Source organism: Ruminococcus sp. B05 (genome assembly GCF_003628495.1).
Classification (GTDB): domain Bacteria; phylum Bacillota; class Clostridia; order Lachnospirales; family Lachnospiraceae; genus Schaedlerella; species Schaedlerella hominis.
This window is the reverse complement of record NZ_RBZR01000001.1, coordinates 125,142-139,526: the sequence shown is the minus strand read 5'-3', so window position 1 is coordinate 139,526 and position 14,385 is coordinate 125,142. Positions and strand designations below refer to the sequence as shown.

Here is a 14,385-nt window from a genome sequence, read left to right as displayed (position 1 = left end):
TCTTGTCTTCTCTTCCTTGCAAACCAATCTATTTGTCAGGCAGCAATAAATGGATTATAAAATCTTCCCCACTTTATCGTCACACTCAGGCTTATAACCAAAAGCACAACCCCAAATCCTATCACTGCAAAATCTGCCTTTGCAAATGGACGTTTCATATACCAGGTTCGTTTTGGGTTCTTTCCAAATCCGCGCAATTCCATCGCATTTGAAATCGTATCGATTCGATTCAGGCTTGTCAGAATCAATGGTAATAAAATACTTACTGAATTTTTTAATCTTGCAAAAAAGCGCTCATTCTTTCCAAGCTCTACACCTCTTGCCTGCTGTGCCTGACTGATACTGTGATAATCTCTCTGAATATCCGGAATATAACGCAATGCTATCGCAACTGAATAACCCACCTTGTAGGAAACCCCGATGCTGTTAAGACTTGCCGCAAATTCACTTGGATTTGTTGCAGAGATAAATAATATTGCAACCGGTAATGCCACGAAATATTTCAAAGAAATATTCAACATGTAAAACAATTGCTCTGCTGTCAGATCATATCTCCAGAACAAATGACATAATACATGTCGTGTACCATATAATGTTGTTCCCTGATTTGGATCAAACAAAAATATAAACAAATTGTTCAAAAGCAGGAATATCAACATAAATACCATCATAAACCGCACTTCTTTCAGCTTGATCTTACTCAATCGAAATGCCACAATACTCACTGCAAATAATCCTAACAATACCCACGTATTATATGTAATCATACTCGCAAATGTAAACAGTAAGAAGAATGCAAGCTTTGTTGTTCCGGTCAACCGATGTATGACACTTTTTCTCGGCAGATAATTTAATACAGTTTTAGCAGCCATGTTTTCTTACCTCCCGGTCTTCTTCTATAAAGCATTCTACAAATTCTTCCGGCGGTACAATACCGCATCGGTTTGCCAGTGTAAATAAGCTCGTCTCCTTTAAAGCTGCACGACCTATCAGCTTTGGATCACACAGCACTTCTGCCGCACTGCCATCTGCGATCATCTTACCATCTGAAAATACCAATGCTCTTGGTGTATATTCCAGCATCAGATGCATATCATGTGTGATCATAATGATCGTTACACCCTGTTCATTTAGCTTTCTTAAGAACTCCATAATTTCTGTATAATGACGGAAGTCTTGTCCTGCTGTCGGTTCATCTAAAATAATAAGTTCCGGATCTTGTACCAACACGCTTGCGATTGTCACACGTTTCTTCTGTCCAAAGCTAAGTGCGGAAACCGGCCAGTTACGGAATGGATACAACCCACATATTTTCAAGGTTGCTTCGACTTTTTCTTTGATTTCTTCCTGACTCAATCCTTGATTCTGTAAGCTCAACGCCACTTCCTCAAAAATCATCGTCTTCGATATCATCTGATTTGGGTTCTGCATTACATACCCGATATATTTTGCACGATGTCGGATGTTCTCTTTAAGCAAGTCCTTTCCTTTAAACAGAATCTCACCAGAATCCGGTGTTTCAAAACCACATATCAATTTTGAAAATGTTGATTTTCCGGCACCATTCTTCCCAACAATACTTACCATCTCTCCTTTGGAAATGGATAGACTGACATCACTTAATATCTTCTGCCCTTTCACATATCCAAACTCCAAATTCTTCACTTCCAACAATGCTTCTTTTTTATCATTATTTTTTAATACCGGATGTGACTCAAACCATTGATTGAGTTTTTTTGTATCTTCCTCATCTAATACTACCGAATCTACGTGAGATGCTTTCTTCTGTGCGGTTATTTCAATTCCTGCATAACGCATAGCAGTAACATGCAACGGCTCACGAATCCCATTCTCGATCAGTAAATTAGATGCAAGTAATTCATCCGGAGATAAATCTGCCAGAATCTGTCCGTCATTCATTAATATAATGCGGTCTACATCTCGCCAGAGCACATCTTCTAGACGATGTTCGATAATCAATACTGTTGTATCTGTTTTCTGCTGGATTTCATCAATCAATTCGATGGTCTGCTTTCCTGTCGCCGGATCAAGACTTGCAAGCGGCTCATCAAACAGCAAAATCCTCACCTGATCCACCATAACTCCGGCCAGACTTACTCGTTGCTTTTGTCCTCCGGACAATTCATGCGGAGCATAATCCAAATGATGCTCAATTCCTACCAGTTCTGCCACATGTTTTGTAATGGAATGCATCTCATCCTGCGGTGTACAACTGTTTTCCAATGCAAATGCGATATCTTCGCCAACTGTCAAACCTATAAACTGACCATCCGGGTCCTGCAGCACAGTTCCGACATGGGCAGATAATTCAAAGATACTGCTCTTGGTGGCATCTACTCCATTCACCTCCAGTGAACCCTCACATTTTCCTGGATTCGAATATGGATTTAACCCGTTAATACATCCGGCCAATGTACTTTTTCCACACCCGGAAGGTCCTGCGATCAACACACGCTCACCGGGATATATATCTAGATTAATTCCTTTCAGTGTCGGTTTTTTCTGTGCACGATACTGAAAAGAATAATTCTTAAAAGAAATAATCGGAGAATTCTCGTTTATCATTCATGATCCTCTTTCCTATGAACTAAATATAGCTGTCATTTCATATGATAGTTATTCTACCACAAGAAATGACAGCTGTAAGTCTTTTTTTCAAAAAAATCTTATTCCTGATCCAAAGATCCTTTCTTTGCGATTGTCTTTGTATAAGCCAAAATCAAAAGTCCTCCGACAATTACACCTGTAATTGTATTAGAGATTGCCGCAAATACACCCTGAGCAAATACTTTGTTTGCCGGTTCTGCATAGATCAAGATATCAAGTACAGGTGCTACAACTACCCATCCGACTACATGTGCAATTACATTAGCCAGAACGAAAATAGTCATCTTACCTTTTCCGAAATCTCCATCTTCTACTTTTAATTTCTTAGCAAAGATTCCAATCACTACACCTACAAATGCTGATGTGATAACCCAGCTCCACCATGGGCTTCCTCCCCATGACAGGTCGATCAATGTGTGACCGATGAATCCGATCAGTCCACCGGCAACCGGTCCGTACATTGCAGCTAAAAGTGCAAGTACTGCATACTGAAGACTGATATTAGTATTCGGCACAGGACTTGGAATTGCTACGAAACGTCCAAGTACAAAGAATAGTGCTGCACCGATACCTACCGCTACAACTGTTTTGATACTGCTGTTACTTTTCATTTGTATATCCTCCTCTACATTTCTCTCATACTAGGCTCTATCAAAGCCTTTTCATAGTATACGATTATTACAGGCTTTTTTCAAGATACAAAATCTGTAATCAGTTGCTTTTCTACTTATTTATAAGTAGAAAAATAACCTTTCAGAGATTTCCTTATAACAGTTGACAAATATTAGTAAAACATTTACGATGAACTTAGCAATACCGAAGAGGTCTATTGCTTTTATTTTGGGAATTTTTCTTTGATCCGGTTCATAGATTCCGGATTATTTCTATGTTGATGGGGGACATAATTATGGAGATGAAAAAAAGGGGGTTTTCCCGCACAATTGAGATGACTAGCGGGTCTTTATGGAAGAACATTTTTTTATTCAGTCTTCCACTGATGTTTTCTCAGATATTGGAGGTTTTATTTAATTTAAGTGACGTTGCGATCGTTGGCCGGTTTTCCAGCTATCAGGCTCTTGGTTCGGTTGGTTCTACTACTCTTTTAGTCACACTGTTTACCGGTTTTCTGATTGGCATGGGCGCCGGTGTAAATGTACGAACAGCTCATGAGCTTGGAGCAGGAAATCAGGATAACATTACCAAAACCATTCATACTTCTTTACTTGTATGTCTGGCGGTCGGACTGATCATCTGTACCATCTGTATTCTCTTTTCGGAAAATATTCTTCATCTGTTGAACACAAAGGATGAATTGATAGATGGTGCTGTATTATATATGAAAATTTATTCACTTGGTATGCCTGCCATGGCAATTTATAACTTTGGTAACGGTGTATTAAGTGCCCGCGGAGATACTACAAAGCCATTATTTTATCTCTCTATCGCCGGTGTATTGAATGTAGTATTAAACCTTATTTTTGTTGTTTATTTCCACATGGCAGCAGAGGGCGTCGCACTTGCAAGTGCAATCGCACAGTATGTTTCTGCCGCATTGATCATCATTAATTTATTACGACGCAATGACGAATGCAAATTATATCTTTCTAAGCTTCGTTTTCATAAGCAGGCAAGCCTTGCCGTGTTAATGCTCGGTATTCCTGCCGGTATTCAAAATGCGATTTTTGCATTGGCAAATTTGTTCGTACAGACCGGTCTAAACTCTTTTGATGCCGTTACTGTATCCGGAAACTCTGCTGCGATCAACGCTGATACCCTGGTTTTTAATCTTATGTACGCGTTTTACATTGCCGGTTCAAGCTTTATCAGTCAGAATTATGGAGCGAAGAATAAAAAACGTATGCTGCAAAGTTATTTCATCAGCGTCTTTTATGCATTTGCTGCCGGTGCCATATTCGGTATTTTACTACTCCTGTTTGGAAGACAATTTTTATCCTTATTCGCTACAAATCCAGATGTAATAAGTGCCGGGCTTCAGCGAATTAAAATCATGTGGTTTGCATACTGCATCAGTGCATTTATGGATGGCTCTATTGCCGCATCCCGCGGAATCGGCAAAACAATCGTTCCGACTATCCTCGTAATCATCGGTTCCTGCGTGTTCCGTGTTATCTGGATTTATACAATATTTGCCCATTTCCATACAATACCATCTTTGTATTTATTGTATTTCTTCTCATGGGTATTGACATCAATTGCAGAAATTATTTACTTTGCGATAAGCTTCCACAAAGTAAAGATGGATTAAAAAGGGAAAACACAGGAGGTAGAATTTCTATCCCCTGTGTTTTCTTTTCCCTTATATATTTTCATACTACTTTTTTACTACTGTTATGCTCTACTATTTTGCTAACATCATGCGGTCATTTGCAAATTCTCCACCGCTGACCTCTTCAAATTTTTTCAGGAGATCTGCCACTTTCAGATTTTTCTTTTCCTCTCCTGATACATCATAGATTACTTTCCCTTCATGCATCATGATCAGTCTGTTACCATGATTAATGGCATCTTTCATATTATGTGTAACCATCATGGCTGTCAATTTGTTTTCATTGATAATCTGATCTGACAGGGTAAGCACCTTTGCCGCTGTCTTTGGATCCAATGCTGCTGTATGTTCATCTAAAAGCAACAGCTTCGGTTTCTTTAAAGAAGCCATCAAAAGTGTGATTGCCTGTCTTTGTCCACCGGACAAAAGACCTACCTTACTGCTCAGTCTGTCTTCCAAGCCAAGATCTAATTCTTTGAGTTTTTCTCTGAACTCTTCTCGCTCTTTTTTAGTAATTCCCCAGCCAAGCCCACGACTCTGTCCTCGTCTTGCGGCAATCGCCATATTTTCTTCAATTGACATTGTCGCTGCCGTACCTGTCATCGGGTCCTGAAATACACGACCTAAGAATTTTGCTCTTTTGTGTTCAGAAAGCTTTGTAATATCTACGCCATCAATAATAATCTTGCCTTGGTCAACACCCCACACACCTGCGATTGCATTCAATGTTGTCGATTTTCCGGCTCCGTTACCACCGATGATTGTAACAAAATCTCCCGGATTCAGATTGAGATTTACTCCATTTAATGCGATCTTTTCATTGATCGTTCCTGCATTAAATGTTTTATGTATATTCTGGATTTCTAACATATAACTCATTATGCAGTCCTCCGTTTCTTGAAATATTTTTCTTTCATATAAGGAACTGCCAGGAAACATGCAACCACAACTGCGGAGAACAGTTTCATATAATCTGATGGCATCTTCAGCCATAATACAAATGCAATTACGATATAGTAAATGATTGCTCCTATAAATACCGCTCCTAATGTAAGTGCAAATGCAATTTTCTTTCCTGCACAGAATTTTCCGAAAATAACTTCGCTGATGATAACTGCTGCAAGTCCGATTACGATTGCTCCACGACCCATATTTACATCGGCTGCTCCCTGATACTGTGCATAAATTCCACCACAGAGACCTACAAGTCCATTGGAAATCATAAGTGCAAGAACTTTATTAAATGATGTATTGATTCCCTGTGCGCTTGCCATCTGTGGATTACATCCTGTAGCACGGATAGCGGCTCCAAGCTCTGTTCCGAAAAACCAGTAAATAATTGCAATCAGTACAATCGCTGCCAGAATCAGTTTGACAAAGAAAAATCCGCTTCCTTCTCCTGTAACATATCGAAGAGATGCAACCAGTTTGTATTGAAGCACATTGATTGCCTGATTTGATTTTCCCATAATCCCAAGATTTACAGAATATAATCCGATCTGTGTCAAAATGCTTGCCAGAATTCCCGGAATACCAAATACTGTATGCAAAATTCCAGTCACAAATCCTGCTGCCATTCCTGCTAAAAACGCAAATATAAGTGCAATTGCCGGGTTCATGCCCCCGCGGATCAGCATAACTGCTACTGCTCCGCCGGTTGCAAGTGAACCATCCACCGTAAGATCTGCAAAATCTAAAATACGAAATGTAATATATACCCCAAGTGCCATAATTCCCCAAATAATTCCCTGAGCAACGTTACCCGGAAGGGCACGTACCAGAGTCATCGGGTTTAGGCTTGCCAGATAAATCCCCATAATTTATTCCTCTATTCTTCTATTGCTTCATATTCATCTGGAACTGTAATTCCAAGTTCTTCACAAATTGTCGGATTGTACATCTTTGTTACGTTTGGTGCTGTCTCAATCTCCATTGTTGTAATGTCGGCACCATTTACCAAAATATCATATGCCATCTCACCGGCTTTGTATCCGATATCATAGTAGCTGATAGATAATGTTGCAATACCGCATCCTGAACAGATTCCCTGCTCACCTGCAATTACAGGAATTTTTGCCGGAAGACAAATGTTGTTGATGATTTCAGTGTTTGCTGCCATTGTATTATCTGTAGGAATATAAAGTGCATCACACTCAGCTACTGCTGATGTCACAACTGACTGAATCTCATTTGAATCTGCCGCTGTATATTCTTTACATGTAATTCCATCCTTCTTCAGTGCTTCTGCAAATAAGTTTGCCTGATATGCTGAATTAGGCTCTGCTGAACAATATAAAATACCAACTGTCTTTGCATCCGGTACTAATTCTGTAAGCATCTCTTCCTGCTTATCAATCGGAGCTAAGTCACTTGTACCTGAAATATTCATTCCTGTTGCTCCTGTCCAATCGGAAATATCCAGAGCTGTTGCATAATCTGTGATTGATGTTCCAAGAATCGGAATATCACTTGTTGCGGCTGCTGAACACTGGAGTGCTGTAGTCGCATTTGCCATGATCAAATCCACATTATCAGCGACAAAATTATTTGCAATTGTTGCACAGTTTGCCTGCTCGCCCTGTCCATTTTGTAAATCAAATGTTACGTTGTCTTTTCCAAATTTTTCTTCACAGGCATCCTCAAATCCCTTTGTAGCCTGGTCAAGTGCCTCATGCTCTAACTGCTGGCAAATACCAATCTTGTATACTTTTCCAGAATCTGATGCGCCATCTGCACTTTTTGAATCTGATGAAGAGCTGCCTCCACATGCTGCCAATGATAATGTCATTGTTGCGGCTAACATAACCGCTGCTATTTTTTTTGCTTTCATAATACCCATTCCTCCTATATTGTTTTGTAACTGTCGCTTTAAAGCACTACACTTTAAATCGTTACGCTTTAACGTGATAAAATATAAGTCATGTTAATTATTATAGTCTTGTTTTACATAATAGTCAAGAGGGAATTAGGAGCCATTTGGGGACGGGGTTTTCCGGCTTTTTGCTTTGCAAAAAAGCCGGAAAACCCCGTCCCGAATTGGCTCCCGAATTGGCGCTTTAATTGTTCTTGCACTCCCTTCCCTATTCGTGTTACACTATAACAAAGCATATTTCTTATGAATCTAAGGTGCGTATCACCATCTATTTTCTAATTACATTTCAAAAGTCTATGCTTTTATATCAATCACACATAAAAGCAGGAGGCCGAATGAAATATTAGATTTAGATTGTCTCCTGTAAAAAGGAGGAAAATTAAATATGGCAAAACACAAGAAGGCACAAAGAAACCACAAGTACTCGTTGCATTCTCGACAAAGGAAAGTGAACCGTAAGTACAAAGATACTATCTTTCGTATGTTGTTCAAAGACAGAAACAACCTGCTTTCACTCTACAATGCAATGAACAAGAAAAATTACACCGATGCATCTGCATTGCAGGTAGTAACTTTGGAAAACGCAATCTATCTGGGAATGAAAAACGATCTGGCTTTTATTATGGATATGAATTTATATCTGTATGAACACCAGTCGACCTATAATCCCAACATGCCATTGAGAGATTTATTCTATATTTCAAACGAATATCAAAAGATGGTAGTTCAACAATCCTTATATTCATCTACGATTCAAAAGATACCTGCTCCAAAATTTATAGTTTTTTATAATGGTACAAAAGAGATTAATGATTTAACTGAATTCCGATTATCTTCTGCTTACGAATGTCCAACAGAAGACCCTGATTTGGAATTACGCGTAACCGTATTAAATGTAAATGATGGCCATAATAAGGCCCTGATGGAGCAATGTCAAACACTCAAGGAATATGCTCAGTATGTAGCACGAGTGCGTAAATATGTCTCTTCTAACGAATTATCATTGGAAGAGGCTGTAGAGAAAGCAGTAACAGAATGCATAAACGAAAATATTTTACGCGATTTTTTATCATCTAACCGAGCTGAGGTAATCAATATGAGTATTTTTGAATATGACAAAGAATTGGAAGAGAAAAAACTTCGCAGGGCTGAATTTCAGGCCGGAATGGAGGCTGGTATTGAGCAGGGGATTGCAAAAGGGCAACAAGACTTACTAATGCAAAAAATCAAAGCAAAACTTGCAAAAGGGAAATCGCTTGAATTAATTGCTGATGAATTAGAAGAAGATATTTCCGTCATTGAAAAGCTGCTAAACCAGAAGACCATTTAGGGACGGGGTTTTCCGGCTTTTTTCTGGAAATGGATATAAAAATTGGGAAAGTGAATTTTTTCACCTTCCCAATTTTTTTATTTTTCAAAGTCCAAAGAGCCGGAAAACCCCGTCCCTAAATGGCCAAGAGCCAGAAACCCCCGTCCCGAATTGGCTCTCATTGCTGCTTTTCTTTAATTTTTCGAATTGCTTCTCGTATAGCTTCTTCTTCCTCTTCCTTCGCTATCTTTTTAGCCATATGGACAGTTCCAACCAAATTGCTAATTAGAATAAGTGCAAGTGGAATTAATATGATTGGAATGAATATCAGTGGGTTCGCAACCAGACGCGAAATTTTTCCTATTACTATTGAAGAAGCAACTACCTTCCCTATCAGATATTCACTTTCGACATTATATGCATCTGTTACATTGTTATTATCACCTTTGGTAACGAATACTCGTCCTTGCTCTTCCTCCAGGATTTCCACCACACGATGTGTGTTTACCGCTCCATCGAGTACGGGGTCCTGCGAATAAAATGAAATTACATCATTTACCTTTATTGTTTCAGGATCAACTTTTTTTACAACAATCAACGAATCAACATCATACGTTGGTTTCATGCTTCCTGTAGTTACCCGTAATGCCGTATAACCAAACACCGAAGGAGCTTCTCCTGATTTTGTGAAAATTACTGTACACAACACAAAAACTGCTGCAATAATAATCAATACTGAAAAAACATTAATAATGCCAAAAACTATCTTTTTTATCATTTATCTTCTCCGTCATTTTTTGTATTCTTACGCTCCTTACGTTCCTGAAGTGCTTGAACGATATAATGTGACAGACTGTTAGCTTCTGCTTTATCTTCTGCTTTTTCTTTTGCTTTCTGTGCTGCTTTCACCTGTTTTTCAGTCACTTTCTTAATTGACTCGATTTCTTTTTCTGCGGCTTTCTTAACCTCTGCTGCTTTTTTCCGCTCTGCTGCAATTTCCTCGACCGCTTTTCTCTGCTCTTCCGCAACTTCCTCTGCTGCTTTTTTCTGTGCTTCTGCAATCTTTTCTTCTGCAATTTTCTGGGCTTTTGCGAGCTGTTCCTGGGTTTCTTCCTTTATTGCAGACACACTTGCATCTGACTCTCTCTGAATTGCCGCAACTTCCTTGGCTGCTTTTCTCTGCTCTTCTGCAACATCTTCAGCCGCCTTTTTCCGCTCTGCCGCAATTTCCTCAGCCGCACTTTTCTGTGCTTCTGCAATCTTTTCTTCTGCAATTTTCTGGGCTTTTGCGAGCTGTTCCTGGGCTTCTTCCTTTATTGCAGACACATTTGCATCTGACTCTTTCTGAATTGCTGTAATTTCCTCAGCCGCTTTTCTCTGTGCTGCTGCAACTTCTTCAGTCGCTTTTTTCCGCTCTGCCGCAACTTCCTCTGCCGCTTTTCTCTGCTCTTCCGCAACCTCTTCTGCCGCCTTTTTCCGCTCTGCCGCAACTTCCTCGGCCGCCTCATGCTGCATCGTCTCAACCATCATTCTGGCTTCTGTCTGTGCCTGCTCTACAGCCTCTTGTGACTCAGCCCGTGCCTGTTTTTCATCCGCAAGCTGCTTCTCGTAAGCTGCAATTTCTTCTGAATGCTGTTGCTCTAATTCTGCCTGCTGTTCTTCTAATTGCGCTCTGATCTGATCTAAATATTCCAATTGCTGATTCAATGACTCCATCTGAAATTGAAGTTCTGAAACAGAATTTTCCAATTCTTCTCTCTTCGCAGTCTCTTCTTTTAATTTTTCCTCTGCATTGAGCTGTGCCTGGGTCACTTCTTCTACAAATACTCTGCGTATCTCTACATCCGGAATATTGCGATCTTCTACAATTTCTTCTTTGATTTCTTTTATAAACTTTGGTTTTACAGGCTCACGTTTCTTTGTCTCAATCTCACTCATCTTGCGCGGATCAGATACAAGAAGACTCTTGAACACTGTATAATTTGTAATCATATTGATATACATCTGTAACAAATATTCTTCATCGAACTGTAATGTAGAATCCTGCTCTTCAATGGTATATCCGACTTCATCATAGCCTTCGATGAACTGCCATAATTTATAACAAGTACGATAATCCGGATCTTTCATCATCAAGTTTGTACGCTGGATCGGACTATGTACTCTGGAACAGCCATTCATGATATCGCAAAATGAACTGGTGCGTAAAACTCTGGACATTCTGCGCACACGGTCGATACGCTTGAATATGTCCATGTTGTCATTGTCATTTTCCACAAGACTCTGACGATTTTTTATCGTCATCTCAACTTTATAAGAAATCTCTTCATATGCATCGTCAACCTTGCTTTCCATGCTCATTACATTGCAAGTCTCATCTCCTGTCGACCAGAAGATTACATCTGTTCGTTTGTCTACAAACGCAAACAAACGCTGGATCAGATGATACACGAAACGATTCTCATATAAGTCATAGCTTTCTTCTGTTGTTACATTTAAAATCTTTGTCGGCATAATGTCGCCGGCTTCATTTGTCGTAATATACTGTGTATTCTGGCTTAAATGCCGAACACTGTCTGACGTAATTTTCTTTGCAAGTGCAACCGGCACAACTTCCTCTGAGGTTGTAATAAAACGGCGTGGCTTGTCCACAATATTGAAAATGGCTTCGATTCCTTCTTCTACTACTGTAAGCCAGCGCTCATCTACAACCTTATGCAATATTCGGTTTTTCTGTTCCAGAGTATTGTCCCCGGCCTGAATCATTTCAAACAGGTATTGGAAATATTTATCCTCCTCCAGAGCATACCCTACGCCTTCTGTGTATTTCGAATATAATTCATTAATCGTATCCGCCATCTTCATCCATTTCCTTACTTTTCAATATAATTAATACAAGTTCTGAATGCGTCTTAAGTATTCTTTACTATCCGGCATTCCGTCTTCACCAAATGTCTTATCTATATAACTGATCAGACCTGTGATCTCATCTCTTACAAAGCTGACATTCATACTTTCAAATTTCTTGAGCACTTTTCGTGCGATAATGTAATCCATACCGCCCAATTCTGTACCGCCACATGCAACATAAACCGGAATAAAGTCATATAACTGCTTCATAATACGGTTTCCAAAGGCAAGCTTAAATCTTGTGATCAGATAACTATCCAGCTTCTGCATCTTCTCCATCAGTTCCTCACTGATTGGATAGTCCTCTTTTGCTTTCTGGAACATATATTCCAGATGTTCTGCGGTAACATCACACGCCGGATACATCTCACATTCAAATTCATCGGCTCTTTCATTCAACTCAATCGGCATTGCACGGTCATATACTTTATCCGTGATTGTAAATGTCGAATCATCATTATTCGCAGTACCGATAAACCACGTAGAGTCTGCCACATGAATTTTACCGTTATCCATTTTATAAGGATCACCCTTCCAGGCTGTCGGCACAAGATCCAGAATCCATTCATCCTTGCTCGGCATTTCCAGAACAGATAACATTTCTGCAAAATAATACTCAATACGTGCAAGGTTCATCTCATCTAACACGATCAATGTCGGAGTCTGATTATAGTTTGCTTCATACAAAGCCCTCAAAAACTCTGTCTCGTTAAATTTCTTTGAAAATTCATTAAAATAACCCAACAATTCGGAACGGTCACGAAATGACGGCTGCACGGAAATAATGGTTGCCGGGTTATCCATATAACGGCTAAATGAATATGGAAGACTTGTTTTACCGGTACCGGAAATACCTTCCAAAATCAACAGCTTACTTGCTGCCATGCCAGCCACAAATCTTCTGACAATCTCCGGTGTATAATAAAGCCCCATCTGGCTTGCCGCGAACATACGATACCCTTCTGTAAATTCCTGGAGCGAAATCTCGTTGTCATACTGTGGAGGCTGAAAATCCTTATATTTTACATCCACAAGCGAAAGCTTCGGGAAACGATGTGCTACATTTGTATCTTCCTTTCCCTCTATCACTGCACGCACAAGAGGTGCCTTGTTTGGATCTGTATTTTCAACCATTGCCTCCATCGCTCTTCCGGATGGAATCTCATTTCCGGTAACATTCTCCAGACTCGGAATCGTATCCTCCGTCAGTGCAGAGGCACCCATATATGGAATACGCTCCACACCACCCATCGCATTTACCTTCAATGCCAGAATATTATTCTTCTCTTCCATCAAATCTAACACCTGTTTGTTCAGTCTTCCAATCTCCCGGTACAATGTTGCATTGTCTGTACTGTCTGCTTTTAACTGGTGATGCAAAATTATACGACGAATCAGGAGTATGATGATCACTACCGGAATCGCTAACAATAAAAGTATCAAAAGTACTGATAAAATCTTAGCGAGAATATTCAATGTTGGAAAATAGGTTTTAAATATCAGGAAATATTGAACCCATCCTGTTATAAACAATCTGATAAATGCCGCAACCCAAGTTACAAGGTTGTATACAACCTGGGACAACACTTCATACGCAAACTTTAAAAATTCACTCACGGTTCTTTATTCCTCCCCGTTCTTATCTTCATCCTGCTTCGCTTTCTCAAGCTCTTTTTCTGCTTTTGCGCGAATCGCTTCTGCTTCTTCTCTCAGTCTCTTCGCCTCTTCAAGCGCCGCCTGTGCCTCATCTTTATCCTTCGCAGCCTGCTCAACATCTGCTTTATTTAATCCTGCTTTTGCAAGTTCTTCCGCATTCTCTACCGCAATCGCTTTTTTCAGACGAATACTGATCATAATCAGGTTATATACCTGATAAATAAAGAACAGAAGCATCGGTAAGACGATTACGATTAAGAATCCCATACTGCTTGAAAGGAAGCTCATAACTTTACCAAGGTTAGAAATGTGTCCGACATATTTACCAACAATATCTCCATCGGAAATCACATGCTGGTCGGCAACACCGTTGTTGTTATCACCAATCGTGGTGTAGCTTCTGACACCGTTGACCTCGTCAATCTTCTGGATACGGTGAGTGTTGAGTGCATACTGATTATCAATAATTGTGTGAAATGTGATGATATCTCCTTCTTTCAACTTTGAAGTATCACATTTTTTTATGAAAATCAAATCGCCTTTGCAAAATGTTGGTTTCATAGAATCCGACTCAACAGTCATCGGTGTATATCCAAGAATTCTTGATACACTCTGGTCATCCTTTGTCGCCATTGTTGTAAATGCATACAGTGCAGCGAGCAAAATGATTGCCCATAGAATCACACTGATCACAATTGTGCCTATTCGTTTTAGTGTCTTCAT

The 14,385-nt window shown here is 39.7% G+C and carries 12 protein-coding genes; 2 read left to right on the top strand and 10 right to left on the bottom strand.

Annotation, left to right across the window (positions count from 1 at the left end; translation table 11 throughout):
- Positions 1-35: 35 nt before the first annotated feature.
- The 3 genes from D8Q48_RS00540 to D8Q48_RS00530 all read right to left on the bottom strand — a co-directional run bounded on the left by D8Q48_RS00540 (position 36) and on the right by D8Q48_RS00530 (position 3,239).
- Entirely contained in the window at positions 36-872 is an 837-nt protein-coding gene (locus D8Q48_RS00540; protein ID WP_022076164.1) for an energy-coupling factor transporter transmembrane component T, read from the bottom strand.
- A complete protein-coding gene (locus D8Q48_RS00535) occupies positions 862-2,586 on the bottom strand; it encodes an ABC transporter ATP-binding protein (protein ID WP_121055040.1) in 1,725 nt (574 codons plus the stop codon). Before D8Q48_RS00535 ends, D8Q48_RS00540 begins: the two co-directional genes overlap by 11 nt.
- A gap of 101 nt (positions 2,587-2,687) precedes the next feature.
- Positions 2,688-3,239 (bottom strand): ECF-type riboflavin transporter substrate-binding protein, encoded by a 552-nt coding sequence (locus tag D8Q48_RS00530; protein WP_022076162.1) that lies wholly within the window; start codon positions 3,237-3,239, stop codon positions 2,688-2,690.
- Positions 3,240-3,535: 296 nt separating this feature from the next.
- On the opposite strand from D8Q48_RS00530, the gene D8Q48_RS00525 reads away from it, so the two are divergent.
- Entirely contained in the window at positions 3,536-4,894 is a 1,359-nt protein-coding gene (locus D8Q48_RS00525) for an MATE family efflux transporter (RefSeq protein ID WP_121055038.1), read from the top strand.
- Positions 4,895-4,987: 93 nt separating this feature from the next.
- On the opposite strand, the gene D8Q48_RS00520 is transcribed toward D8Q48_RS00525, so the two are convergent.
- Genes D8Q48_RS00520 through D8Q48_RS00510 form a run of 3 tightly spaced genes read right to left on the bottom strand, consistent with a single transcriptional unit; the run spans position 4,988 to position 7,745 of the window.
- Positions 4,988-5,785 (bottom strand): ABC transporter ATP-binding protein, encoded by a 798-nt coding sequence (locus D8Q48_RS00520; RefSeq protein WP_191855102.1) that lies wholly within the window; start codon positions 5,783-5,785, stop codon positions 4,988-4,990.
- 8 nt (positions 5,786-5,793) lie between these two features.
- Entirely contained in the window at positions 5,794-6,732 is a 939-nt protein-coding gene (locus D8Q48_RS00515) for an ABC transporter permease (RefSeq protein WP_117989307.1), read from the bottom strand.
- 11 nt (positions 6,733-6,743) lie between these two features.
- Positions 6,744-7,745, bottom strand: a complete 1,002-nt coding sequence (locus tag D8Q48_RS00510; RefSeq protein ID WP_117989308.1) for an ABC transporter substrate-binding protein — start codon at positions 7,743-7,745, stop codon at positions 6,744-6,746.
- A gap of 427 nt (positions 7,746-8,172) precedes the next feature.
- On the opposite strand from D8Q48_RS00510, the gene D8Q48_RS00505 reads away from it, so the two are divergent.
- The gene (locus tag D8Q48_RS00505) at positions 8,173-9,117 is read left to right on the top strand and encodes a hypothetical protein (RefSeq protein ID WP_243116188.1); all 945 of its coding nucleotides are present in this window, start codon (positions 8,173-8,175) and stop codon (positions 9,115-9,117) included.
- Positions 9,118-9,274: 157 nt separating this feature from the next.
- Here D8Q48_RS00505 and D8Q48_RS00500 read toward each other — a convergent pair whose 3' ends face one another.
- The 4 genes from D8Q48_RS00500 to D8Q48_RS00485 are packed head-to-tail and all read right to left on the bottom strand — an operon-like array spanning position 9,275 to position 14,385.
- A complete protein-coding gene (locus tag D8Q48_RS00500; protein ID WP_121055036.1) occupies positions 9,275-9,874 on the bottom strand; it encodes a signal peptidase I in 600 nt (199 codons plus the stop codon).
- On the bottom strand, positions 9,871-11,955 hold the full coding sequence (locus D8Q48_RS00495) for a DUF2357 domain-containing protein (protein WP_172696932.1): 2,085 nt from the start codon (positions 11,953-11,955) through the stop codon (positions 9,871-9,873). Before D8Q48_RS00495 ends, D8Q48_RS00500 begins: the two co-directional genes overlap by 4 nt.
- 30 nt (positions 11,956-11,985) lie before the next feature.
- On the bottom strand, positions 11,986-13,623 hold the full coding sequence (locus tag D8Q48_RS00490) for a hypothetical protein (RefSeq protein WP_121055032.1): 1,638 nt from the start codon (positions 13,621-13,623) through the stop codon (positions 11,986-11,988).
- 6 nt (positions 13,624-13,629) lie between these two features.
- Positions 13,630-14,385, bottom strand: a complete 756-nt coding sequence (locus D8Q48_RS00485; RefSeq protein ID WP_121055030.1) for a signal peptidase I — start codon at positions 14,383-14,385, stop codon at positions 13,630-13,632.